This window comes from Pseudomonas paraversuta, assembly GCF_904063065.1.
GTDB lineage: Bacteria > Pseudomonadota > Gammaproteobacteria > Pseudomonadales > Pseudomonadaceae > Aquipseudomonas > Aquipseudomonas paraversuta.
On sequence record NZ_CAJFCL010000006.1, the window covers coordinates 337389 to 362009 of the forward strand.

At 59.2% G+C, this 24621-nt stretch carries 17 protein-coding genes; 11 read left to right on the forward strand and 6 right to left on the reverse strand.

The features are described from left to right. Positions 1-5: 5 nt before the first annotated feature. Positions 6-1421, reverse strand: a complete 1416-nt coding sequence (locus tag JQ845_RS14860; RefSeq protein WP_003443263.1) for an amino acid permease — start codon at positions 1419-1421, stop codon at positions 6-8. Positions 1422-1790: 369 nt separating this feature from the next. Here JQ845_RS14860 and JQ845_RS14865 point away from each other — a divergent pair, with 369 nt between their 5' ends. The 3 genes from JQ845_RS14865 (at position 1791) to JQ845_RS14875 (ending at position 6462) form a co-directional block, all read left to right on the forward strand. Next, positions 1791-4895, forward strand: coding sequence for a transglycosylase domain-containing protein (locus JQ845_RS14865; protein WP_203009187.1), 3105 nt, complete (start codon positions 1791-1793; stop codon positions 4893-4895). A gap of 218 nt (positions 4896-5113) precedes the next feature. Next, the gene (locus JQ845_RS14870; protein WP_003443267.1) at positions 5114-5683 is read left to right on the forward strand and encodes a PadR family transcriptional regulator; all 570 of its coding nucleotides are present in this window, start codon (positions 5114-5116) and stop codon (positions 5681-5683) included. Further along, the gene (locus JQ845_RS14875; RefSeq protein ID WP_203009188.1) at positions 5680-6462 is read left to right on the forward strand and encodes a siderophore-interacting protein; all 783 of its coding nucleotides are present in this window, start codon (positions 5680-5682) and stop codon (positions 6460-6462) included. The genes JQ845_RS14870 and JQ845_RS14875 overlap by 4 nt, the downstream gene beginning before the upstream one ends. A gap of 50 nt (positions 6463-6512) precedes the next feature. Here JQ845_RS14875 and JQ845_RS14880 read toward each other — a convergent pair whose 3' ends face one another. Together JQ845_RS14880 and JQ845_RS14885 are read right to left on the reverse strand one after the other, a co-directional pair. Continuing rightward, positions 6513-7166 (reverse strand): Pr6Pr family membrane protein, encoded by a 654-nt coding sequence (locus JQ845_RS14880; protein ID WP_127196203.1) that lies wholly within the window; start codon positions 7164-7166, stop codon positions 6513-6515. 22 nt (positions 7167-7188) lie between these two features. Then, positions 7189-7419: a VF530 family protein gene (locus JQ845_RS14885; RefSeq protein ID WP_003443274.1), complete on the reverse strand. Its 231-nt coding sequence runs from the start codon at positions 7417-7419 to the stop codon at positions 7189-7191. A 221-nt stretch (positions 7420-7640) separates the two neighbouring features. Here JQ845_RS14885 and JQ845_RS14890 point away from each other — a divergent pair, with 221 nt between their 5' ends. The 8 genes from JQ845_RS14890 (at position 7641) to cmoB (ending at position 21052) form a co-directional block, all read left to right on the forward strand. After that, positions 7641-9677, forward strand: a complete 2037-nt coding sequence (locus tag JQ845_RS14890) for a TonB-dependent receptor (RefSeq protein ID WP_203009189.1) — start codon at positions 7641-7643, stop codon at positions 9675-9677. 1734 nt (positions 9678-11411) lie between these two features. Continuing rightward, positions 11412-12794, forward strand: coding sequence for a carbohydrate porin (locus tag JQ845_RS14895; RefSeq protein ID WP_236010214.1), 1383 nt, complete (start codon positions 11412-11414; stop codon positions 12792-12794). A gap of 130 nt (positions 12795-12924) precedes the next feature. Beyond that, a complete protein-coding gene (locus tag JQ845_RS14900; protein ID WP_010655644.1) occupies positions 12925-15342 on the forward strand; it encodes a glucose/quinate/shikimate family membrane-bound PQQ-dependent dehydrogenase in 2418 nt (805 codons plus the stop codon). Between the two features lie 199 nt (positions 15343-15541). Next, positions 15542-17971, forward strand: coding sequence for an endopeptidase La (lon, locus tag JQ845_RS14905; protein ID WP_236010215.1), 2430 nt, complete (start codon positions 15542-15544; stop codon positions 17969-17971). Between the two features lie 235 nt (positions 17972-18206). Continuing rightward, complete coding sequence (locus tag JQ845_RS14910) at positions 18207-18599, forward strand: protease inhibitor I42 family protein (RefSeq protein ID WP_003443281.1); 393 nt, start codon at positions 18207-18209, stop codon at positions 18597-18599. Position 18600: 1 nt separating this feature from the next. Then, positions 18601-19242, forward strand: a complete 642-nt coding sequence (locus JQ845_RS14915; protein WP_003443283.1) for a lysoplasmalogenase — start codon at positions 18601-18603, stop codon at positions 19240-19242. Between the two features lie 113 nt (positions 19243-19355). After that, the gene (gene cmoA / locus JQ845_RS14920) at positions 19356-20099 is read left to right on the forward strand and encodes a carboxy-S-adenosyl-L-methionine synthase CmoA (protein ID WP_203009190.1); all 744 of its coding nucleotides are present in this window, start codon (positions 19356-19358) and stop codon (positions 20097-20099) included. Beyond that, the gene (cmoB, locus tag JQ845_RS14925; RefSeq protein ID WP_003443286.1) at positions 20096-21052 is read left to right on the forward strand and encodes a tRNA 5-methoxyuridine(34)/uridine 5-oxyacetic acid(34) synthase CmoB; all 957 of its coding nucleotides are present in this window, start codon (positions 20096-20098) and stop codon (positions 21050-21052) included. The genes cmoA and cmoB overlap by 4 nt, the downstream gene beginning before the upstream one ends. 100 nt (positions 21053-21152) lie before the next feature. Here the strand turns inward: cmoB and tadA are convergent, their stop codons facing one another. The 3 genes from tadA to JQ845_RS14940 all read right to left on the reverse strand — a co-directional run bounded on the left by tadA (position 21153) and on the right by JQ845_RS14940 (position 24614). After that, the gene (gene tadA / locus JQ845_RS14930; protein WP_003443288.1) at positions 21153-21641 is read right to left on the reverse strand and encodes a tRNA adenosine(34) deaminase TadA; all 489 of its coding nucleotides are present in this window, start codon (positions 21639-21641) and stop codon (positions 21153-21155) included. Further along, positions 21641-23017 carry a multicopper oxidase family protein gene (locus tag JQ845_RS14935; protein ID WP_003443290.1) on the reverse strand — a complete coding sequence of 459 codons (1377 nt, stop codon included), beginning with the start codon at positions 23015-23017 and terminating at the stop codon, positions 21641-21643. The genes tadA and JQ845_RS14935 overlap by 1 nt, the downstream gene beginning before the upstream one ends. A 568-nt stretch (positions 23018-23585) precedes the next feature. Next, complete coding sequence (locus JQ845_RS14940) at positions 23586-24614, reverse strand: FUSC family protein (protein ID WP_003443292.1); 1029 nt, start codon at positions 24612-24614, stop codon at positions 23586-23588. Positions 24615-24621 lie beyond the last annotated feature (7 nt).

Below are 24621 nucleotides of genomic sequence, written 5' to 3' on the forward strand. Positions count from 1 at the left end.
GGGAGTTAACTACGGACCGCTGGCGATGTTGTCTGGGTCGGCTGCAGCTTGAACACGTAGAACAGCACCGTCAGCAGAATCAGGAACGCCGGGCCCACGAACAGGGCGATCCGGGTTTCCTCGAAGTAGGCCATCAGCCCTACAACCATCAGCAAGAATCCCAAAGCGGCGTATGAACTGTAAGGGTACAGCCACATGCGGTACTTCAGGCCGGCGGCTTCTTCAGGGCTCAGACTTTTACGGAAGCGCAGTTGAGCCAGCAGGATCATCAGCCAGGTCCAGATCGCACCAAAGGTCGCAATCGCAGTCACCCACACGAACACTTGTCCGGGTGCCAGGTAGTTAAGCAATACGCCCATCAGCAACACCGCAATCGACAACAGCAATGCCTGACGCGGCACACCATTTTTCGAGGTGGTGCCGAAGTTGGCCGGGGCCTGACCGTTTTGCGCGAGGCTGTAGAGCATGCGGCCCGTGCTGAAAATACCGCCGTTGCACGATGACAGTGCTGCCGTAATCACCACGAAGTTGATGATGCCTGCCGCTGTCTTGATACCCAGACGCTCGAAGGTCATCACAAACGGGCTGCCCGAGGTGCCGATTTCGTTCCACGGGTAGATCGACAGAATCACAAACAGCGCGCCGACGTAGAACAGCAAAATGCGCCAGAACACCGAACCGATCGCGCTCGGGATAGTCTTTTGCGGGTTCTTGGCTTCACCGGCAGTCAGGCCGATCATTTCCACTCCAAGGTAGGCGAACATCACCATTTGCAGGGACATCAGCACGCCCTGGATGCCATTGGGCAAGAAGCCGCCATGGGTCCAGAGATTGGAAATACCCAACGCTACGCCATTGTTGCCAAAGCCGAACGCGATAATGCCGATGCCGCCGATCACCATCGCAATGATGGTGACGATCTTGATCAGAGCAAACCAGAACTCAAACTCGCCGAAGGCTTTGACTGCAATCAGGTTGATCGAGCCCATGCTGATCAGCGCAGCCAGCGCCCAGATCCAGCGCGGGACATCGGGAAACCAGACACCCATGTACACCGCCACCGCGGTGATTTCGGCAACGCAGGTCACCAGCCACAGGAACCAGTAGTTCCAGCCGGTCAGAAATCCGGCCAATGGCCCCAGGTAATCCTGGGCGTAGCGACTGAACGAGCCGGCTACCGGGTTGTGCACGGCCATTTCGCCGAGTGCGCGCATGATCACCAGAATGGCCAGGCCACCGATGATGTAAGACAGCATGATGGCCGGGCCGGCCATTTCAATTGCTTTGGCCGAGCCCAGAAACAGGCCGACACCGATGCAGGCGCCAAGGGCCATCAGGCGAATGTGGCGTTCGCCCAGCTCGCGCTTGAGCGGACCGCCTTGTGCGGTTTCACCGTGGGGCTGGTGGTTGCCGACTGGCATAAAAGTACAACCTCGTATTGTTTTTGGATGTGCATCAACTGAGCGCTCGACCAAACCGGGTGAGTGACCTGGCTTGCCTCTTGATCGGCCCTGACCTTGTAGGTCGATGGACCAAAAGGGAAATGCCCTGTTGAGATCGGCGGCGAGTATTGCATAGGGCTGGTGCACAGTCATGCCCCGTTCCAAGACCTGTTTTGCTGCTTGAAGGCTCTAGTCCTGCACTTTAGGACTAATACCACTTAACACTTGGGTAACGGCCAGGGTCGCAAAATTCTGTTCACTTCCACGGCACAAATCTTTTCGCCTGCTTGCGTCAGCGTCTACGCTTCATTCAAGCGCAGCCAATATGCGCATCTGGATCTGCAAACTATGGGCGTACTGTGGCATTCCAATTCCAATAAAACCGCAGAGCCATCAACGACAATGGCGGAACCTGTGCCCCAACCAGAAAAGGGCAAATCGGGGCGCTATGGCTGGGGTTTATTCTGGCTCCTGGTGTTAATCACACTGATCGTCTGCGGGTTTGCCATTGCCAACGAAGTGCGCACTTCAAAACTCCAGGCCCGGGAGTTCAGCCGTTTTGCTGCGTCCCTGAGCTACTCGATGCATGCAGGCCCCACAGACTCGATCCGCTATCCCGGAACAGGCCCTTTCGACCAGCGCCTGGGCTACAGCGCCCTGGGTGATTTCCTGCCGCGTCTGTTAAAGCGTGACTACATAATCGCTGAGCAAACCCGCTTCTCCCCTGAGCTCCTCAGCTACAGCGAGAAAGGATTTTTCGTGCCCTACGCCGAAAAAATCCAGGCCGGGCTGTCTATCACCGACTGTGCCGGCAGCCCCCTGTACCAGTACGATTACCCGCAGCATCTGTACTCCAGCTTTGCGAGTATTCCGCCGCTGATGGTTCACAGCCTGCTGTTTATTGAAAACCGCGACCTGCTGGACCCAAAACTGCCAATGGCCAACCCTGCGGTCGACTGGCCGCGTTTCGCCATGGCGGCATACTCTCAAGTGGCCAAACTGTTGCACTTGCCCGGCCAGTCGGCAGGGGGCAGCACCCTGGCCACACAACTCGAAAAATACCGCCACTCTCCGGATGGTTTGACGTTGTCCGGTGGCGAAAAGCTGCGGCAAATGATTTCAGCCAGCGTGCGGGCTTACCAGGGTGGTCCGCAAACACTGGAAGCACGCCAGAAAGTGGTACGCGACTACCTCAACAGCGTGCCGCTTTCCGCGGTACCCGGCCACGGCGAAGTGCATGGCATGGCTGAGGGTCTGCGCGTGTGGTACGGCGCCGACTTCAATCAGGTCAATCAACAGTTGAGCAGCCCCGCTACTGACCCAAAAAGCCTGGCAGATAAAGGCCTGGCGCTGCGCGAGGTGCTGTCGCTGATGATTGCCCAGCGTCGCCCGTCACATTATTTGACCAAGGGCCGCGATGAACTGGCGCAACTGACCGACAGCCACATACGATTGCTTGCGCAGAGCAATGTGATCGATCCCGCACTGACAACCGCCGCCCTGGCCAGCCGCGTGAGCTACCGCGACTGGCAACAGGCGCCGACGATTCAACCCGTCGAAACCAACAAGGGCATCAGCCTCGCCCGCAGTCGGCTATCGGTCCTGCTCAAGCGCCCGCTCTATGATCTCGATCGCCTTGACCTGTCAGCCACCAGCACCTTGCAGGGTGATTTGCAGCAGCAGGCCAGTGACTACCTGCGCAAACTGGCTGACCCCGTGTTTGCCGGCAAGCTGGGTCTGTTGGGCCCGAGCTTGCTGACGCCAACCAGTACCGCGCAAGTGCGTTACAGCTTCACTCTGTTTGAACTCACCCCCGATGGCGCGCGCGCGCGGGTGCAGACCGACAGCACCGACCAACCCTTTGATATCAATGAAGGCAGCAAGCTGGAGCTGGGTTCAACCGCCAAACTGCGGGTCATGACCACCTACCTGCAAATCATTTCCGAGCTGCATGAGCGTTATGCCAGCCAGTCGAGCGCCGACCTGAAAAAAATCCAGATTACCGATCAAGACCCTCTGACTCGCTGGGCCCTGGCCTACATGATCCAGAACCCCGGCGCCAGCCTCGCCAAAATGCTCGATGCGGCTCTGGACCGGCAGTATTCAGCCAACCCCGGGGAAGGTTTCTTTACCGGGGGCGGTATGCATCACTTCCACAACTTCCGCAATCAGGACAACAACCGCAGCCCCTCCCTGCGGGACGCGATACGGGAATCGATCAACCTGCCGTTCGTGCGCCTTATGCGCGATGTGGTGCGCTACACCTCTTACCAGGCACCCAGCAACAATGCCGAATTGCTTCGCGATGACCAGAACCCGCGCCGGCAGGAATACCTGAGCCGCTTCGCCGACCGCGAAGGTACGACCTACATGCTCAAGTTCTGGAAAAAATACAAAGGCAAGGATTCCAAGGCGCGCCTGGAGACCTTTCTCGACAGCATGCACCCCACCGCCATTCGCATGTCCGCGGTGCACCGCTATCTGTTCCCCCATGCTGAGCAGGCCACGTTCAACAGGTTCGTACGTTCGCACCTCAGTAGCGACAAGATCATCGACGAACGTCTGGCCAAGCTTTACCAAAGCTATGGCCCCGGCACCTACGACCTGCCGGACCAGGGCTACATTGCCAAAGTCCATCCACTGGATCTGTGGCTGCTGGGCTATCTGCTGAACAATCCCCAGGCCACCTTCCAGCAAGCAATAGCCGCCAGTGAATTCGAGCGTCAGGAAGTCTACAGCTGGCTGTTTAAAAGCAAGCACAGAAGCGCCCGGGACAGCCGGATTCGCACCATGCTGGAAATCGAAGCCTTCCTTGATATTCACCAGCGCTGGCAACAGGTGGGCTACCCGTTCGACCATCTGGTACCGTCCCTCGCCACAGCGCTGGGCAGTTCCGGTGACCGTCCGGCAGCGCTCTCGGAGCTGATGGGGATCATCCTTAACGATGGCGTCCGTTTGCCGGTGTTGCGCATTGATACCCTGCATTTCGCCGCAGATACGCCGTACGAAACCCGCCTGGTAAACGATCCCGACAAAGGGGTCCGGGTGATGCCCAGCGAAGTTGCCAGCGCACTGCGCGATGCCCTGTCCCAAGTGGTGGATGCAGGTACGGCGCGACGCGTATCGGGCAGTTTCAAACTGGACAATGGCACCCCGCTGGCCATGGGCGGCAAAACCGGTACCGGTGACAACCGGATCGAAAGCATGGGGGCTGGCGGACGAATCCTCAGTTCCAAATCAATCAACCGCACCGCCACTTTCGTGTTTTACATCGGCGATCATCATTTCGGCACCTTGACCGCCTTCGTACCCGGGCGCTCGGCCGAAGCCTTCAAGTTCACCTCGGCATTGCCGGTGCAAGTGCTCAAGGGCATGGCGCCCATTCTCACGCCTTACCTGCAACCCGGCACCCACACCCTGTGCCAGATCCCGAAACCCGCACAAACCCTCTGACCTCCTCTTCTCCTGCAGGAGCGAGCTTGCTCGCGAGCTCTTCTGCAAGATCGCGCAAAGCTCGCGAGCAAGCTCGCTCCTGCAGTTCATCATCAATTCGTAGCCGGCTCGCCACCGGGACGCGAGTGTTGAGAATCATTACCGTTCGTCTACTGCACTTGCGCTCTTCTTAAGATATATCTTAAGTTGTATCTAACTTGCAGAGAGGACTAAGAGAAATGAGAGAACATCATCCCCATCACCGCGACCATGGCGCGGGCCCGGACAGCTTCGAAAAACGCTCAGGCCGCGAACGCGGTGGCCGCGGCCCACGGGTATTTGCACCTGGCGATTTGAAATTGCTGCTGCTGGCCCTGATTGCTGAACAGCCTTGCCACGGCTACGACCTGATCCGCCAGATCGAAACCATGTTCGACGGCGCCTATAGCCCCAGCCCCGGTGTGATCTACCCGACCCTGACCTTCCTTGAAGAAAGCGAAATGATCCAGGGCGATGCTGAGGGCGGGAAAAAACGCTATTGCGTGACCGACCTGGGTCGCCAGTCCCTGACGGATCAGGCCATTGCCCTGGATGGCGTGCGTATGCGCATCGAGGTCAGCAAGCGCTCACTGCGCGGCCATGATCGTCCGGCAGAAATCCACGAAGCGGTGCACAACCTGCGCCACGCCCTGCAAATGCATCACGGTCGCTGGAGCCCGGCAGAAATTGTGCGGGTCCGCGATTTGCTCAACAACACTGCCAAAGCCATAGTCGACGGCCCTGTTACTGCACAGGAGGATGCTCAATGAATACCGCTGATACCCAGACCATTCACCGGGTCACCCACGAAATCAAACGTCGTAAACTTGAAGTGCTGCGGGTGGTCGACCTGACCCCGCGCATGCGCCGCATCACCCTGGGTGGCCCTGAGCTCACAGGCTTTATCAGCCTGGGCAGCGACGACCACGTCAAACTGTTTTTCCCGCAGACCGCCGAGGAACTGGCGACCCTGGAAAATCTGGAATTGAGTGCAGGCATGAAGAGCAAGACCATGCCACCGATGCGCGACTACACCCCGCGTCGCTATGACCTGGACACACTTGAGCTGGACATCGATTTTGTTTTGCACGGTGACGGCCCGGCAGCCACCTGGGCGGCTCAGGCCAGCCCGGGGCAATCGTTGTATATCGGTGGTCCGCGGGGCTCGATGGTAGTACCGGACATGTTCGACAGCTACTTGCTGATCGGCGACGAAACCGCGTTGCCAGCAATTGCCAGGCGCCTGGAAGAACTGCCCGCCAATCGTCGCGCCCTGGTGGTGGTCGAGGTGGAGAACGCCGCTGAAGAGCAGACTTTGAACAGCGCAGCCTCAGTGGAAGTGATCTGGGTTCACCGCGACAGCTCAAACAACTTGCTGGAGATCGTCGAAGGACTGAGCGTTCCACAAGGCAAGCTCTATGCCTGGGTCGCTACCGAAACGGCGTTGTCGCGCAAAGTGCGCAGAGTGTTGCTGGATAGCCACGGGCTGGATGAAGAATTCGTCAAGGCTGCAGGTTACTGGCGGCTGGACAGCAGTTCAGAAGAATAGCCCTGCCTGACCTGCAGGAGCGAGCGCTTCCAGGCACAATCAGCTCGCTCCTACAACAACAGGGTTGTTCGGCCGCGCCAGCGATCCAGCCCCACGACAACCAGCGCCACCAGCACAAACCCCGCCAGAATCCCGCAGGCATTTACGAACACCTGTGCATAACCAAGGGTTTCAACGTCAACAAACGGATACGGGTACGTACCCAGCAAGTCGCCGCGCAACAGGATGTAGGCGAAATACAGCGCAGGGTACAAAACCCATAGCCCGATATGGCTCAGGCGCAGCGACCCTTTGGGTACGCAGAACCACCAGTACAACGTGAACAGCACCGGCATTATGTCGTGCAGCACTTCATTGGCCAGCCATTGCAGGCCCTGCGGTTGCCAGAGCTGGCGCAGCAGCAGGCTATACGCCACACCCACCACGATAATGCTCACGGCAATGCCGCTGCTGACCCAGGGCTGCAGGAAAAACCCCTTGCCTGTGGCATTTCGCGTGCCAGCGGCAAAGGTCAACACTGTCGCGGCCAGGGTGTTGCTGAGGATGGTGAAAAAGCTGAAGTAGGCCACCAGCCCCCCCACCAGACTCGCTCCCGATGTCCAGCGCGCAAACAGCACCAGATCAAGCTGAATGGCCAGCCCGGTCCATCCCAGTATCGCCACCAGTCTGCATAGCATGCGCTGCCGGGCTTCGCTCAATCCCATCGCGGTTGCGTTCATGGGTCTGTCAAAGTTCGCGTTTGGTACGGGCGTATTTCACATACAGCTTTTCGACCTTTTCCCGCGCCCAGGGGGTTTTACGCAAGAAGGTCAGACTCGACTTGATGCTCGGGTCGCTCTTGAAGCAGCGAATATCAATGCGCTCGGCCAGCCCTTCCCACTCGTAATGCGCCACCAGCGCAGTGAGGATCTGTTCCAGCGTCACGCCGTGCAATGGGTTGTTGTTGGGTTCAGTCATGCCGAGCCTTTTAAGCAATAGAGGAAAGTGGCGCACCTTAGCCGAGCACCTGCTCAGGGGGAAGAGCATTCGCTATGCAGCCAGTCTAGCGGTGACCTGACGGCCAAATGAAAGTTCCGATTGGCGACCATTAAAGCAATGTTATATTGTAACTATAGCTTGCCACTCAAAGAGCGCTCAGCGCCCCCTGTCCTCCCCTGCCCCTTGCCAAGGAACCTGCAATGTCCGCCCCTGCTTTCCCACGTAACCTGCGACGCCTGCGCCTGACGCCGCTGGCCACCGCACTGCTCATCGCCTCCCCGGCCTATGCCCTCGAACTGCAACCCCAAGTGATTACCGGCAATCCTCTGGGCAGCAGCCAGCTGGCCTCGCCGACCACGGTGCTGGAGGGCGACGACCTGACCCTGCAACAGCAAGGCAGCCTGGGGGAAACCCTGAACAAACAGCCCGGCGTGTCTTCGTCCTACTTCGGCCCGGGCGCCAGCCGACCAATCATTCGCGGACTGGATGGCGACCGGATCCGCATCCTGCGCAATGGTGTCGGCGCGCTGGATGCCTCGTCGCTGTCATACGACCACGCGGTGCCACTGGACCCGGTCAATGTTGAGCGGATCGAAATCGTCCGTGGCCCGGCGGCTCTGCTCTATGGCGGCAATGCCATCGGCGGCGTGGTCAACACCTTCGACAACCGCATCCCGACTGAAGCCATCGACGGAATTCATGGCGCGGGAGAACTGCGTTATGGCGGCGCCGCAACCACCCGCAGCAGTGCAGGCAAACTGGAAGCTGGCGATGGCACTTTCGCCTTGCACCTGGATGCCAACGCCCGCGAGTTCAATGACCTGAAAATCCCGGGCGAGGCCCGCAGCCGGCACGCCCCGCAAAGTGACGACGACGATAGTAAAAGGGGGCGCCTGGGTAACAGTAACGGCCGTCAGGATGGCGGTGCCTTGGGCGGTTCCTACACCTGGGATGACGGTTACGCCGGGTTGTCCTACAGCACTTACGACGCCAATTACGGCTCGCCTGCAGAGCAGGACGTACGCATCCGCATGAAGCAGGACCATTACGCTTTCGCCTCGGAAATACGCAACCTGCAAGGGCCGTTCAGCGCCCTGAAACTGAATGCCGGGTACACCGATTACGAGCATCGCGAAATCGAAGGGGGTGAAGTGGGTACCACCTTCAAGAACAAGGGCTACGAAGCCCGGGTCGAAGCCCGTCACCTGCCGCTCGGGCCGTTGAACGGGGTGATCGGCGCGCAGGTCAATCGCAACGAATTCTCGGCGCTGGGCGAGGAAGCTTTCGTGCCGCAGACCGACACCAACAGCGGCGCGCTGTTTATTCTCGAAGAACTGCAGGCCACTGACAGGCTGAAACTCAGCCTCGGCGGGCGCCTGGAACATACCGTGGTGGACCCGGATGCCAAGGGTAACGAGCGTTTTTCTGCCGCTGACAGTTCCAAAAGCTTCACCGCCGCCAGCCTGTCGTCAGGCGCCGTGTTTACCCTCACCCCCATCTGGTCGCTGGCCGCCACCCTCGGCTACACCGAACGCGCACCGACCTTCTACGAGCTTTACGCCAACGGTGCCCACGTTGCCACCGGCACCTATGAGGTGGGCAACGCCAGTCTGTCCAAAGAAAAAGCCGTGTCCAGCGACCTGGCCCTGCGCTTTGACAACGGCACCCACAAAGGCAGCTTCGGCGTGTTTTACAGCCACTTCTCCAATTACATCGGCCTGCTGGGTACAGGTCGCACCCTGAACGACGAAGGTCAGCCCGATGCGGACGGCATACCGGAGTACACCTACTCCGGAGTACGGGCTCGTTTCACAGGTTTCGAAGCCAAGGATCATTGGACGCTTGGGGAAAGTGCCTACGGCAAGTTCGCACTTGAACTGTCGGGTGACTACACCCGCGCCACCAACCTCGACACCGGTGAAGCCTTGCCACGAATCGCCCCGCTGCGCCTGAGCAGTGGCCTGCTGTGGGAGCTGGATCGCTGGCAGGCACGGATCGATGTCGAACATGCCAGCAATCAGGGGCGAGTTCCGGCCAATGAGTCCGGTACCGACGGCTACACCACCCTGGGCGCCAGTGCCGGCTATCACTTTGATGTGGGCAGCAGCCAATGGCTGGCGTTCGTCAAAGGCGACAACCTGACCAACCAGACAGTGCGTTATGCCAGCTCGATTTTGCGTGATATTGCCCCTGCTCCGGGGCGAGGGATAGAGGTCGGCCTGCGTACCACCTTCTAGCGCTCTCGCCTCTGTACCCAATCTTGTGGGAGCCGGCTGCCGGCGATGGCTGTACTAGGGTCGCCTGCATCGCTGGCAAGCCAGCTCCCACCATTCAAACATGAGGCAAAAAGCCCCTGGGCCGAACGGGCGCAGCGCACTGTTACCAAATCAGAAATGATCCATGCCCTTGGTGCCCAATCTCCTGTGGGAGCCGGCTTGCCGGCGATGGCTGTACTAGGGTCACCTGCATCGCTGGCAAGCCAGCTCCCACCATTCAAACATGAGGCAAAAAGCCCCTGGGCCGAACGGGCGCAGCGTACTGATACCGAAAATGATCCATGCCACTTAATGCCCAATCTCCTGTGGGAGCCGGCTTGCCGGCGATGGCTCTACTGCGCTTGTGCAGTGAAACAGGGTCACCTGCATCGCTGGCAAGCCAGCTCCCACCACTCAAACATGAGGCAAAAAGCCCCTGGGCCGAGCGGGCGCAGCGCACTGTTACCGAAAATGACCCATGCCACTTAATGCCCAATCTCCTGTGGGAGCCGGCTTGCCGGCGATGGCTGCACTGCGCTTGTGCAGGGAAACAGGGTCGCCTGCATCGCTGGCAAGCCAGCTCCCACCACTCAAACATGAGGCAAAAAGCCCCTGGGCCGAGCGGGCGCAGCGCACTGTTACCGAAAATGACCCATGCCACTTAATGCCCAATCTCCTGTGGGAGCCGGCTTGCCGGCGATGGCTCTACTGCGCTTGTGCAGTGAAACAGGGTCACCTGCATCGCTGGCAAGCCTGCTCCCACCACTCAAACATGAGGCAAAAAGCCCCTGGGCCGAGCGGGCGCAGCGCACTGTTACCGAAAATGACCCATGCCACTTAATGCCCAATCTCCTGTGGGAGCCGGCTTGCCGGCGATGGCTGCACCGCGCTTGCGCAGGGAAACAGCGTCGCCTGCATCGCTGGCAAGCCAGCTCCCACCATTCAAACATGAGGCAAAAAGCCCTTGGACCGAGCGGGCGAAGCGCACTGATACCGAAAATGATCCATGCCACTCAATGCCCAATCTCCTGTGGGAGCCGGCTTGCCGGCGATGGCTGCACCGCGCTTGTGCAGGGAAACAGGGTCGCCTGCATCGCTGGCAAGCCAGCTCCCACCACTCAAACATGAGGCAAAAAGCCCCTGGGCCGAACGGGCGAAGCGCACTGTTACCAAATCAGAAATGATCCATGCCCTTGGTGCCCAATCTCCTGTGGGAGCCGGCTTGCCGGCGATGGCTGCACCGCGCTTGTGCAGGGAAACAGGGTTCCCTGCATCGCTGGCAAGCCAGCTCCCACATTCAAACATGAGGCAAAAAGCCTCTGGGACGAACGATTGCAGCGCACTGTTACTGAATCAGAAATGATCCATGTCACCAGTGCCCAAGCCAGCTCCCACCCTTAAATATCCATTTGCGCCCCGCCCGGGGCCTTATTATTTCGACGCTTCTCAATAAAAATCTGGTCCGCATATACCGCTATCCGCCTCAAACATGAGGCAAAAAGCCTCTGGGACGAACGGTCGCAGCACACTGTTACCGAATCAGAAATGATCCATGTCACTTAAAGTGCTGTTTCTAAACGTTTCGGGGCTTTATCATTTCCCCATCGAAGGCTGAATCGATTCACTCTGCCTTCAAATCTCCAAGTGCTAATCCTGCCTCCAAAGACAGCGCTACCCACTGCCATAGCCGTATTTATAAAGACCTACATCTCGACCATGTCTACATTTCAGATTTTGCGCAAACCCGGCGCACGACGCCCTATTGCCGGGCAAAAGGCCCTGAGCCTGCTCGGTTCCCTGGCTGTTTTGGGCCTTGCCTCCAGCGTGCAGGCGGCCCCGGCTTTCGACAGCGACTCCAAATGGATGCTCGGCGACTGGGGCGGCACGCGAAGCGAGCTTGAAAAACAGGGCTATGCGTTCTCCCTGGACTATGTCGGCGAAGTGGGTTCGAACCTGCATGGCGGCTATGACCATGACCGCACTGCGCGCTACAGCGATCAGTTCGGCCTGGGCACGCATCTGGACTTGCAGAAGATTCTGGGCTGGAACGACGCTGAATTTCAGCTGACCATTACCCAACGCAGCGGTAACAACATCAGTAATGACCGGATCAACGATCCGCGTGTGGGCGGTTTCACTTCGGCCCAGGAAGTCTGGGGCCGTGGCCAGACCACCCGCCTGACGCAGATGTGGTACCAGCAGAAATTTTTCGATCAGAAACTCGACATCAAGGTCGGTCGTTTCGGTCAAGGCGAAGACTTCAACACCTTCCCCTGCGACTTCCAGAACCTGGCTTTCTGCGGCTCCCAGGTCGGCAACTGGGCCGGCAGCATCTGGTACAACTGGCCCGTCAGCCAGTGGGCGCTGCGGGTCAAATACCACCTGACGCCCGAGTTGTATGCACAGGTCGGCGCCTATGAGCAGAACCCTTCGAACCTGGATCGCGGCAATGGCTTCAAGCTCAGCGGCAGCGGTACACAAGGCGCGGTGCTGCCGATCGAACTGGTGTGGACGCCAAAAATTAATGGCCTGCCAGGGGAATATCGGGCGGGTTACTACTACAGTAATGCCAAGGCAACAAATGTTTACAAAGATGTAAATGGCCAACCGGCCGCGTTAACCGGCCAAGCATATCGCAGCAGTTCAAGCAAAAACGGGATGTGGCTGGGCGTGCAACAACAGCTCACTTCCCGCGCCAGCGACCAGTCAAGGGGGTTGAGTGTTTTTGCCAATGCCACCGCTCACGACAAGAAAACCAACGCCGTGGACAACTATGTTCAGGCAGGTCTCATCTACAAAGGCGTGTTCGATGCACGCCCCAAAGACGACATCGGTTTCGCCATGGCCAGGGTGCATGTCAACCCGGCCTACCGCAAAAATGCCCAGGCCACCAATCAGGCCCGCGCCCTCTACGATTTCGATAACCCGGACTACCTGCCGCCCCAGGATACCGAGTACAGCGCCGAGCTTTATTACGGCGTGCATGTCACCAATTGGCTGACCGTTCGACCGAACCTGCAGTACATCCGCCACCCCGGCGGCGTCAGCAAGGTAGATGACGCCCTGATCGGCGGTTTGAAAATTCAAAGCTCGTTCTGAGAAACGAGCTGCAAGTCCCGAGTTTGAAACGAGCAACAAAGAACCTATTTCGATGAATCATCCCCGCCTCGAATCGTCCTTCAAAGGCAGCCTGCGCGGGAACACCTCTAACGTAACGGAGAACCACACTATGAGCACTGATGGTGCTTTCAGTCGAGGCCGCTTGCTACCAAGCCTACTCGGTATCTTGCTGCTGCTAATGGGCCTGGCCATGTTGGTCGGGGGTATCAAGCTGTTGACGCTCGGCGGGTCGAGTTATTACCTGCTGGCCGGTATCGGCTTTGGCTTGTCCGGCGCGCTGCTGATTGCCGGGCGCCGCGCGGCGCTGGGTCTGTACGCGCTGGTGCTGTTTGCAAGCACCGTCTGGGCGCTGATGGAAGTCGGTCTGGACTGGTGGCAGTTAGTGCCGCGTCTGGCGCTGTGGTTTGCCATCGGCATCGTGTTGCTGCTGCCATGGTTTCGTCGTCCACTGCTGCGCGGTCAGCCAGCTCCGGTTGCTACCGGCGCGCTGGGCGTTGCCGTAGTGCTTGCCGGTGCCGCTGCACTGGCCAGCCAGTTCACCAGCCCGGGTGAAATCAAAGGCCAGCTGGACCGTGATGCCGTACCTGGCATGACCAACACCGCTCCGGCCATGCCCGATGGTGACTGGCAGTCCTACGGGCGTACTGCCCATGGTGACCGCTACTCGCCGCTGAAAGAAATCACCCCGCAGAATGCCCACAAGCTGGTTCCAGCCTGGACATACCGCACCGGTGACATTCCTGGCGCTGGCGATCCCGGCGAAACCACTGCCGAAAACACTCCGCTGAAAGTCAACGGCATGCTGTACGTGTGTACCCCACACAGCCAGGTAATTGCCCTTGACCCGGATACCGGCAAGGAAATCTGGCGCTTCGATCCGAAGATCAGCACCATGAACGAGGCCAACTTCAAAGGTTGGGCGCACATGACTTGCCGTGGCGTGAGCTATCACGACGAAGCGGCCTACGCCAAAGCCGGCACTGAACAAAGCCCTGCCGAGCCTGCGGCCGCTACTGCGAGCAACTCGTGCCCGCGTCGTCTGTTCGTGCCGACTGCCGACACCCGTCTGATCGCCATCAATGCCGACACCGGTAAAATGTGCGAAGACTTCGGTGACCATGGCCAGGTTGACCTGCGCCACAACATCGGTGACTTCACTCCGGGTGGCTACTACTCCACCTCGCCACCTGCCGTGACCAAAGACCTGGTTGTGATTGGTGGTCACGTAACCGATAACCTGTCCACCAACGAGCCATCCGGCGTGATCCGCGCGTACGACGTACGTACCGGCAAACTGGTATGGAACTGGGACAGCGGCAACCCGGACGACACCACGCCGATTGCTGAAGGCAAAACCTACACTCGCAACTCGCCCAACATGTGGTCGATGTTCGCAGTGGACGAAAACCTCGGCATGCTTTACCTGCCGATGGGCAACCAGATGCCTGACCAATATGGCGGCGACCGTACCGAGGACTCCGAGAAGTACAGCGCAGGCGTGACTGCTCTGGACATCAATACCGGTAAAGTTCGCTGGACCCGTCAGTTCACTCACCATGACCTGTGGGACATGGACGTTGGTGGTCAACCGACCCTGATGGACATGAAAACAGCCGATGGCGTGAAACCGGCACTGCTGGCTTCGACCAAGCAAGGCAGCATCTATGTGCTGGACCGTCGCACTGGCGAAGACATCGTACCGATCCATGAAGTGCCAGCACCTGGCGATGCGGTCAAGGGTGACCACACCTCGCCAACCCAGCCTCGCTCGGACCTGAACCTGAGCCCGCCGGATCTGACCGAGCGCGACATGTGGGGCGTTACCCCGTTCGACCAGATGCTGTGCCGGATCAACTTCAAATCCCTGCGTTATGACGGCATGTACACCCCGCCATCGCTGCAAGGTTCCATCGTGTATCCAGGCAACTTCGGCGTGTTTGACTGGGGCGGCATCTCGGTCGATCCGGTTCGCCAGATCGCCTTCCTGAACCCGAGCTACATGGCGTTCACTTCCAAGCTGATCCCCCGTGAAGAAATTGCTGCACTGGGTCCGCGTGTCAGTGAAACCGAAGGCGTGCAACCTAACGAGGGCGCTCCGTACGGGGTCATCCTCGAGCCGCTGCTGTCGCCACTGGGCTTGCCTTGCCAGGCTCCGTCCTGGGGTTATGTGGCTGCAGTCGACCTGACCAACAACCAGCTGATCTGGAAACACAAAAACGGCACCGTGCGTGACAGCTCGCCGGTTCCACTGCCACTGCCAATGGGTGTTCCAAGCCTGGGCGGGACCTTCACCACTGCCGGTGGTGTAGCCTTCCTCAGCGGTACCCTTGACCAGTACTTGCGCGCTTACGATGTAAGCAACGGCAAGCTGCTGTGGGAAGGTCGCCTGCCTGCTGGCGGTCAAGCCACACCGATGACCTACACCGGTAAGGACGGCACCCAGTATGTGCTCGTTGTCGCTGGCGGCCACGGCTCGCTGGGCACCAAGCAAGGTGACTACGTGGTAGCGTTTAAACTGGCTGAGTAAGCTTACAGCCGGTTCCGGGAAAGGCGGCCATCGCGAGATGGCCGCCTTTTTTTGTGCCTGCGAATCCGCCTGGAACCATGACAATCCCGGGGCCCGGGGCTGCCACCGGCCCATGCCCCTGATGATGAAAAACCCTTCACCTTGAAACCACTGGCAATACGCCCCATCTAAGACACATACCCAATTGCGCAGGTGCCCCATGAGCGACCAGCAAGAATTCCCGGACAATACAACTGAGTACACCGATGTAGAGCACACCGAGACCGAATCAACCGAACACGCTGCAGGTACTGAGCTGGCCTTGCCGGGGCAGAATCTGCCGGACAAGGTTTACATCATCCCGATTCACAATCGGCCGTTCTTCCCGGCGCAAGTGTTGCCGGTCATCGTCAATGAAGAGCCCTGGGCCGAAACCCTGGAGCTGGTCAGCAAGTCGCCGCATCATTCGCTGGCGCTGTTTTTTGTCGACACCCCTCCCGATGATCCCCGCCACTTCGACACCTCCAGCCTCCCGGAATACGGCACGCTGGTGAAGGTGCATCACGCCAGCCGCGAAAACGGCAAACTGCAGTTCGTGGCCCAGGGCCTGACCCGCGTACGCATCAGCATGTGGCTCAAGCACCACCGTCCACCGTATCTGGTGGAGGTTGAATACCCGAAAGAAAATACCGCCCCCACCGACGAGGTGAAGGCGTACGGCATGGCGCTGATCAACGCGATCAAGGAGTTGCTGCCGCTCAACCCGCTGTACAGCGAAGAGCTGAAAAACTATCTCAATCGCTTCAGTCCGAATGACCCGTCGCCGCTTACCGACTTTGCCGCAGCATTGACCTCGGCCACCGGCAACGAGCTGCAAGAAGTGCTCGATTGCGTACCGATACTCAAGCGCATGGAAAAAGTCCTGCCGATGCTGCGCAAGGAAGTCGAAGTCGCGCGGCTGCAAAAAGAGATTTCGGCCGAGGTCAATCTCAAGATCGGCGAGCATCAACGCGAGTTCTTCCTCAAGGAACAGCTCAAGGTGATCCAGCAGGAACTGGGACTGACCAAGGATGATCGCAGCGCCGATATCGAGCAGTTCAAGCAACGTCTTGAGGGCAAGACCCTGCCCCCCCAGGCACAAAAACGCATCGACGAAGAAATGAACAAGCTGTCGATTCTGGAAACCGGATCGCCCGAATACGCGGTGACCCGCAATTATCTGGACTGGGCGACAGCGGTGCCGTGGGGCGTGTTCGGTCAGGACAAGCTCGACCTCAAGCACGCGCGAAAAGTGCTCGATGCCCACCATGCCGGGCTCGATGATATTAAAAACCGTATCCTCGAGTTTCTGGCCGTAGGTGCCTACAAAGGCTCGGTCAGCGGCTCGATCGTGCTGTTGGTCGGCCCTCCCGGGGTGGGTAAAACCAGCGTCGGCAAATCCATTGCCGAATCCCTGGGGCGCCCGTTCTATCGCTTCAGCGTTGGCGGCATGCGCGATGAAGCCGAGATCAAGGGCCACCGGCGCACCTATATCGGCGCCCAGCCGGGCAAGCTGGTACAGGCACTGAAAGACGTCGAAGTGATGAACCCGGTGATCATGCTCGACGAGATCGACAAGATGGGCCAGAGCTTCCAGGGCGATCCGGCCTCGGCGTTGCTCGAAACCCTTGATCCGGAGCAAAACGTCGATTTCCTCGACCACTATCTGGACCTGCGCCTGGACCTGTCCAAAGTGCTGTTCGTGTGTACCGCCAACACCCTGGACTCGATCCCCGGGCCATTGCTCGACCGTATGGAAGTGATTCGCCTCTCCGGTTACATCACCGAAGAAAAGATCGCCATTGCCAAGCGCCATCTGTGGCCCAAGCAACTGGAGAAAGCCGGGGTATCAAAAAACAGCCTGAGCATCAGCGACAGCGCCCTGCGTGCCGTGATCGACGGCTACGCCCGTGAAGCCGGGGTGCGCCAGCTGGAAAAACAGCTGGGCAAGCTGGTACGCAAAGCGGTGGTCAAGTTGCTGGATGATCCCGAGGCGGTGATCAAGATCGGGCCCAGGGATCTCGAAACTTCGCTGGGTATGCCGCCGTTTCGTAACGAGCAGGTCATCAGCGGCACCGGAGTCATTACCGGTCTGGCCTGGACCAGCATGGGCGGCGCCACCCTGCCGATCGAGGCAACCCGCATCCACACCCTCAATCGCGGCTTCAAGCTGACCGGACAGCTGGGGGATGTGATGAAAGAGTCGGCCGAAATTGCCTACAGCTACATCAGCGCCAATCTGCAGAAATTTGGCGGCGACCCGCGCTTCTTCGATGAAGCCTTTGTGCACTTGCACGTGCCGGAAGGTGCGACGCCCAAGGACGGTCCGAGTGCCGGTGTGACCATGGCCAGTGCCCTGTTATCGCTGGCCCGCAATCAGGCACCGAAAAAAGGCATCGCCATGACCGGCGAGCTGACGCTGACCGGGTACGTGTTACCGATTGGCGGCGTGCGTGAAAAAGTGATTGCGGCACGCAGGCAGAAAATTCACGAGTTGATTCTGCCCGAACCTAACCGGGGCAACTTTGAGGAGCTGCCGGACTACCTGAAAGAGGGCATCACCGTGCATTTCGCCAAGCGCTTTGCCGATGTGGCCAAAGTACTGTTCTGAAACAAGGGAGAATTTTCCGGCCCTTACTGCAGGCTCGTTTCACTCGCCAGCGGCTACGGCAATCGGGTCGTTACAACACCCGAACGCCGTGGCGTCGCTGACGAGGTACGGGGCTGCGATAGACGGCGCAGCAAGCCCCCCCTGACTGAAGCCCCGTGCCTCGTCAGCGACTACAGGAAGCTACGGGAATCATGGGTTATGCTGCGCCCTTGTATTCGTCTGACCGGAGCCATCAATGCCCCATGCACGTATCCTCTCACTGCTCAGCCTCAGCCTGCTGACAGCCTGTGCGCACCCGCCTGCGAACAACCTCACCGTTGAAGATCAAAGCGACTGTCCGATACAACTGCACAACGGGCAAAATTTGACCCTGTCGCTGCCAAGCAATCCCACCACGGGTTACCGCTGGGCGATTCAGGACTCTGCCGGGGGCATTCTGCGCAGCCTGAGCCCTGAGGTTTACAGCAGCACCGACAACGGCCAGTTACTGGGAAGCGGCGGGCAATCGACCTGGCGCTTTCAGGCATTTGCCACCGGCAACGGGCGCCTGCGCCTGACCTCTCAGCAGCCCTGGGAGCCAGAAGCCGAACCCGCGCAAACATTCGATTGCCAGATCACGGTGAACTGACATGCCATGGCTGATTCTCGCGGTCATGGGTGCCGGCGCGTACCTGTACGGCCTGAGCATGCACGCCACGCTCCTGTGCCTGATCAGCAAAGCCGTCCCGGTGCTGGCCCTGCTCGGCTGGCTGCAGGATGCACCGCCCAGTGCCTATCGGCGCTGGATCAGCATCGGCCTGATGTTTTCCCTGCTCGGCGACATACTGCTGGCCTGGCCGGTGGACCTGTTTGTATATGGCCTGGGCGCGTTTTTGTTTGCCCACCTGGCTTACCTCAAGGCCTACCTGGTGGACTGCCGCCGCCCGGCGCTGCCGGCACTGGCATTGGCGTTACTGGCAGGCATCAGTCTGCTGAGCGTGATGGCAGCCAAGGGATTGGGGGACTTGTTGATCCCGGTCTGCATTTACGCCCTGACCATCAGCGCCATGCTCTGGCGCGCGCTGGCCCGGCTGGGCAGTGGCGTACCCGGGCGCTCGGCGTGGCTGGCAGCGGCCGGGGCGCTGGCATTCGTCGCCTCCGACAGCATGATCGGAATCAACCGTTTTGTGCTGTCGTTCGATGCTGCGCCCTACCTGATCATTCTCACTTACTGGCTCGGGCAATGGGGTATTGCCGCCTCGGCGTTTAGCCAGAGCAAACGCGATCACTGACAGGCTGGCGCCCCGGCGCGTTGAAGATGCGCGGTTTATCAGACAGACCGCGCATCCCGGCGCCAACTTGGCTAAAATGCGCGCCCTTCAAATATTCCAGCGCCGGAACCGTCGTGAGCAAAGAACCTGACCGTATTTTCGCCCAGCCCCTGGCCCAGGTGCCGGACTTCGCCTTTAACGAGGACGTGGTGCGGGTGTTCCCGGACATGATCAAGCGCTCGGTGCCGGGCTACCCGACCATTGTCGAAAACCTTGGTGTGCTTGCTGCCCAGTTCGCTCAGCCCGACAGTGTCCTGTACGACCTGGGCTGCTCGTTGGGTGCCGTCACCCAGGCCCTGCGCCGACATGTACGCAGTGAAGGTTGCCAGGTGATTGCGGTGGATAACTCGCAAGCCATGGTCGAGCGCTGCCGCGAATACCTCAACGCCCAGAACTCGATGTTCCAGGAGTTGCTGCCGGTTGATGTGATTGAAGGCGACATCCTGGCGCTGGAGTTCAAGCCCGCCTCGGTGGTGGCATTGAACTTCACCCTGCAATTTATCGCCCCCGAACAGCGCCTGGCCCTGCTCGCACGGATTCGCCAGTCATTGCTGCCCGGCGGCGCACTGATCCTCTCGGAGAAGCTGCGCTTCAATGATCCCGAGGAACACGCCCTGCTCACCGATTTGCACGTTGCCTTCAAGCGTGCCAATGGCTACAGCGATCTGGAAATCGCGCAAAAGCGCAGCGCCATCGAAAACGTCATGAAGCCCGACAGCCTCGAAGAACACCGCGAACGCCTGCTGGCGGCCGGGTTCTCGAAAGTCGTGCCGTGGTTCCAGTGTCTTAACTTTGCCTCGTTGATTGCCTTGCCATGATTGATCTTTCCCCCCTCGCCCGGCGTCTGGCCGGCACTCCACTGGCTGCATGGGCCAACACTCTGCAAGCGCAGCTCGATGTCAAAATGGAGAAAGGCCACGGCGACCTGGAGCGCTGGCAAAGCGCGCTGGATGCCTTGCCCGACGTGAAGCCGACCGAGATCGACCTGCTCAACGGCCTGACCCTGGACACCGACTGCGACGATGCAACCCGCACGCAAATGCGTCAGGCACTGATGGGCCTGTCGCCGTGGCGCAAAGGACCGTTCGACCTGTTCGGCGTACACGTCGACACCGAATGGCACTCGGACTGGAAGTGGTCACGGGTCGCACCGCATATCAACCTCAAGCACAAACGCATCCTCGATGTCGGTTGCGGCAACGGTTACTACATGTGGCGCATGCTCGGCGCCGGCGCCCATAGCGTGATCGGGGTTGATCCGAACTGGTTGTTCTTCTGCCAGTTCCAGGCCGTGCAGCGCTTCCTGCAACAAGAAGCTGCCTGGCACCTGCCCTTCCCGTTCGAAGACCTGCCGCCGAACCTGGAAGGTTTCGATACCGTGTTTTCCATGGGCGTGTTTTACCACCGCCGCTCGCCGATCGAACACTTGCTGGCCCTCAAGGATTGCCTGGTCAAGGGTGGCGAACTGGTGCTGGAAACCCTGGTCATTGAAGGCGACGTCAATCAGGTGCTGGTGCCTGAAGACCGCTATGCGCAAATGCGCAACGTGTGGTTCCTGCCGTCGATCCCGGCGCTGGAGCGCTGGCTGCGCCGTGCCGGTTTCAGCGACGTACGCTGCGTGGACGTAAGCACCACCACCGTAGAAGAACAACGGGCGACTGAGTGGATGAAGTTCCAGTCCCTGAGCGACTACCTGGACCCGAACGACCCCGGCAAAACCGTCGAAGGCCTGCCGGCGCCGATGCGCGCAGTGATCATCGCCAGGAAATAAGAAACCCGAGACGCTGTAGGAGCGAGCTTGCCTCGCGAGCTTTTCCGATGCACCACGAACAGCTCGCGAGCAAGCTCGCTCCTACAGAGGCAGAGGGGCGTTATTTGGCCCGACGGGCCTTGAAGAATTCGCTGAGGATAGCTCCGCACTCTTCGGCCAAGACCCCGCCTTCGAACAGCACCCGGTGATTCAGAAAGCCCTGGCTGAAGAACTGCCCCTGACTTTGCACAATTCCCGCCTTGGGCTCCAGCGCGCCGTACACCACCCGAGCCACCCGGGAGTGGACGATCAGGCCCGCGCACATGCTGCACGGCTCCAGGGTCACGTACAGGGTGCTGCCGGGCAGCCGGTAGTTGCTGGCCGCCGCTGCGGCTGCACGGATGGCAACCATCTCAGCATGGGCGCTGGGGTCGCTGCCGCTGATCGGGCAGTTAAACCCGCGGCCGATAATTTCACCGTTTTGCACCAGCACCGCGCCCACCGGCACTTCGCCCAGGGCCGCGCCCTGAGCCGCCAGCGCCAGCGCTTCACGCATGTAGTCCTGATCGCGGCTGCGATCGATGATTTGCGGTTGACGCCCTTGTCGCATCAGGAAACCTCAATTGCGGCCATAAGGCCGGTTTCCATGTGGTCAATCACATGGCAGTGGAACATCCACACGCCGGGATTATCCGCCACCAGTGCCACGCGGGCACGTTCGTTTTTACCCAGCAGGTAGGTATCGGTGAAGTAGGGAATGATTTTTTTGCGATTGGACGCCAGCACCTTGAAGCTCATGCCGTGCAGATGGATCGGGTGCTGGTACTGGGTCATGTTCTTCAATTCGAAGATATAGCTCTGACCCAGCTTGAGTTTGGCTATCGGCCGATCGGCGCAGGTCTTGTCCTTGATGTCCCAGGCCACGCCGTTGATCTGCCACAGGCTGGGCGGCTGGTCAGGGCCCAGGTTCTCGGAAACCGAGCCGACCCATTCAAAGTTGAAGTTGATCTTTTCAGCGTTCGCCACATCGGGCTCGGCAATCGGGTTGGCGGGCAACGCCGGTGGCCACTCCACCGCCGCAGCGTTGCTGGCAACCGAGCGCAGCGTGCCCAAACGTACGGGACCGTCTCGCAGTGATAACTCTTGCCCCGCCGCCGGAGCCTTGATCGCCAGGCAAATACGCATGCCGGGGCCCAGCCAGTATTCCTTGCCCAAAGGCCGTGGCTCGACGGGGTTGCCATCCAGGGCATAAATTCTGGCTTCGATGCCCGGGATGTTCAGACGATAGGTCAGGGTATTGTCGAGGTTGAGGATGCGCACCCGGGTGATCTGTCCGGCTGGCAAATCAATGGTCGGCACGTGGCTGCCATTAATCGTCGACAGGCGTCCCGGGGTGCCGCCACGGGCGGCTTCACGGGTAATGCTGAACGGCAGAAAACCGCCCTCTTCATCCACGTGCCAGTTCTTAATGCTCAGGGTACGCTCGTGCTGGAAACCGGTGGGCTCGCGCTCCTCGACAATCAGCGGCCCGACCAGACCACGGCCCAGTTCTTCGCTGCTGTTGACGTGGGGGTGGTACCAGAAACTGCCGGCATCCGGCACACGGAACTTGTAGTCGAAGTATTCACCGGGCAATACCGGCAATTGCGAAACATAAGGCACACCGTCCATTTCCAGCGGCAGTCGGATACCGTGCCAGTGAATGGTAGTGGCTACCGGAAGGTGGTTGATAAAGCGCACCCGCAGCCACTCCCCCTGTCGCACCCGCAGCTCGGTGCCGGGCGCCGACGGACCGAAGGCCCAGGCTTCGGTTTGATGACCGGGCACCAGTTCCACATCCAGCGGCGCGGCAATCAGCTCATAGTCGTGGCCAGCCTCGGCATCGGCCATCTTGCCCAGCCAGTAACGCGAAGCGCCTCCTGCGCCAACACCCACCACTACCAGGCCGGCCAGACCACCGAGTATTTGTCGACGGGTAAAGGACATTGATTCAACTACCTCTCGTATCCGGCGCGGGCGTGCAGCCCGCAAAAGGCGAATACGATACACCTGCAATTGCGAAACAGTAAGGGCTGCATCCTGCTTCTGTCGGAGCGAGCTGTTGAAAAGCTCGCTCCGACAGGTTGGGGGTACAGAAATAAAAAAAGGGCGGTCAACACCCAGTGTTGACCGCCCTTTTCAAATCAGACCGGTTACCCGGCCGGACTTATTCCCACTCTATTATCAACAAGCGCAATAAAACCTTTAAAAGCAGATAACTATCAAACAAAACAAAAGGCATACCATGAAAAGAACCATTCCCGAACGACGCTCTAGATGCTCAGCCCTCCCGCCTCTCATCGCATGACAAGCACCTGTAGAGGGGGTATAGCGCTCTTTGATAGGGCGCACGTGACTACGGCACGATCAGGGCCTACAAACATCCGAGTCAAACCATGAGGAAGAACGCCATGTTCACGCGGAGCCTATTACTGAGTTTTTGCGCGGTGTTACTGGTTGGCTGCACGGGAAGGGGCTTTCAAACCGGCGGTCTAGGAAACACTCCCCTAGTCCTCTACGGCTCAGCCGTTTGCCAGCGAGGAAAAATCACAAGCGAAGCGATGATCGCTAAAAGTGCACCACCGGTGCTGTAGAGCATTCGTAGAAATACCAAATCCAGCTCCGATCCTCCTGACTGGCCAACCTGCGCGACCAGTATGAAATGTGGAGTGAGGAACATCAAATAGCTGATGTGGCTCACAGAGCGCCCTGCCAGGGTGCCAATAGAAACAGGCAGTATCAGTGCAGCCAACAAAAACGGATCATGGATTGCGTAACCAAGAACGGCAGCAATGGCTCCCCCTAAGAAGGTGCCGCCGACTCGCTCCAGAGACATCCTCAACGTTGAATGCATGTAGGGCTGCATGATCAGAAACACCGTAAGGGTCATCCAGTATCCGTAATGCAACGACCACAATTGAACCAACCAAACTGACAGTGCTCCCGACAGCGCAACGCGAAGCCCATGCAGAAAGAAGTTAGATTTCGGTGTGAAATTTGTTCTGAGTGCCGACCATAAAACTGGCCGCTTTGCAGCATCAGGCTGGTCGTACTGACACCATTGGAACAGCAATGCGGAGCCTGTAGCCCATAGGCTGCCATATAGAAAGTAACGTGCATAAGCAAATCCCTGGGCAAAGTCCTTTGCCGGGAATGCAGTGGATACCGCAAATGCCGTCGCTGTCAGCAAAGCGGGAATGCTAATGCGCGCGCCGCAAACCTGGGCGTAAGCGCCAGCAAACGCAAAGAGGGCCGACAGTGCTATAGCCAGTTGCGGCCATACCATCGTCCAAGCACCTAGCCCTGACGCCACGGCGCCGGTGATGCCGAAAACCAGGCCGAAGATACAACCCTTTGGGGACTTATCGCTCGGAATCGACAGATAGCTCCAGAATGCGGCAATCGCTGACCAACAGAACAAGGGGTTGTGTAAGCGAGCCGCGAGGAGCGCCGGCACAGTACAGACAACACCACCACACACTACGTAGCCAATCGGTACATTGCGTACCGCTTCCAACATCTTAACGGTCAGTGATTGCGACATGATCGAA

Excerpts from the sequence above, each read along its gene's own strand:
- JQ845_RS14890 (WP_203009189.1), top strand. The coding sequence starts at position 7,641 with ATGTCCGCCCCTGCTTTCCCACGTAACCTGCGACGCCTGCGCCTGACG.
- tadA (WP_003443288.1), bottom strand. The coding sequence starts at position 21,641 with ATGCGACAAGGGCGTCAACCGCAAATCATCGATCGCAGCCGCGATCAG.
- JQ845_RS14875 (WP_203009188.1), top strand. The coding sequence starts at position 5,680 with ATGAATACCGCTGATACCCAGACCATTCACCGGGTCACCCACGAAATC.
- lon (WP_236010215.1), top strand. The coding sequence starts at position 15,542 with ATGAGCGACCAGCAAGAATTCCCGGACAATACAACTGAGTACACCGAT.
- JQ845_RS14885 (WP_003443274.1), bottom strand. The coding sequence starts at position 7,419 with ATGACTGAACCCAACAACAACCCATTGCACGGCGTGACGCTGGAACAG.
- JQ845_RS14865 (WP_203009187.1), top strand. The coding sequence starts at position 1,791 with ATGGGCGTACTGTGGCATTCCAATTCCAATAAAACCGCAGAGCCATCA.
- JQ845_RS14915 (WP_003443283.1), top strand. The coding sequence starts at position 18,601 with ATGCCATGGCTGATTCTCGCGGTCATGGGTGCCGGCGCGTACCTGTAC.
- JQ845_RS14870 (WP_003443267.1), top strand. The coding sequence starts at position 5,114 with ATGAGAGAACATCATCCCCATCACCGCGACCATGGCGCGGGCCCGGAC.
- JQ845_RS14900 (WP_010655644.1), top strand. The coding sequence starts at position 12,925 with ATGAGCACTGATGGTGCTTTCAGTCGAGGCCGCTTGCTACCAAGCCTA.
- JQ845_RS14910 (WP_003443281.1), top strand. The coding sequence starts at position 18,207 with ATGCCCCATGCACGTATCCTCTCACTGCTCAGCCTCAGCCTGCTGACA.
- JQ845_RS14860 (WP_003443263.1), bottom strand. The coding sequence starts at position 1,421 with ATGCCAGTCGGCAACCACCAGCCCCACGGTGAAACCGCACAAGGCGGT.
- JQ845_RS14895 (WP_236010214.1), top strand. The coding sequence starts at position 11,412 with ATGTCTACATTTCAGATTTTGCGCAAACCCGGCGCACGACGCCCTATT.
- cmoB (WP_003443286.1), top strand. The coding sequence starts at position 20,096 with ATGATTGATCTTTCCCCCCTCGCCCGGCGTCTGGCCGGCACTCCACTG.
- JQ845_RS14935 (WP_003443290.1), bottom strand. The coding sequence starts at position 23,017 with ATGTCCTTTACCCGTCGACAAATACTCGGTGGTCTGGCCGGCCTGGTA.
- JQ845_RS14940 (WP_003443292.1), bottom strand. The coding sequence starts at position 24,614 with ATGTCGCAATCACTGACCGTTAAGATGTTGGAAGCGGTACGCAATGTA.
- JQ845_RS14880 (WP_127196203.1), bottom strand. The coding sequence starts at position 7,166 with ATGGGATTGAGCGAAGCCCGGCAGCGCATGCTATGCAGACTGGTGGCG.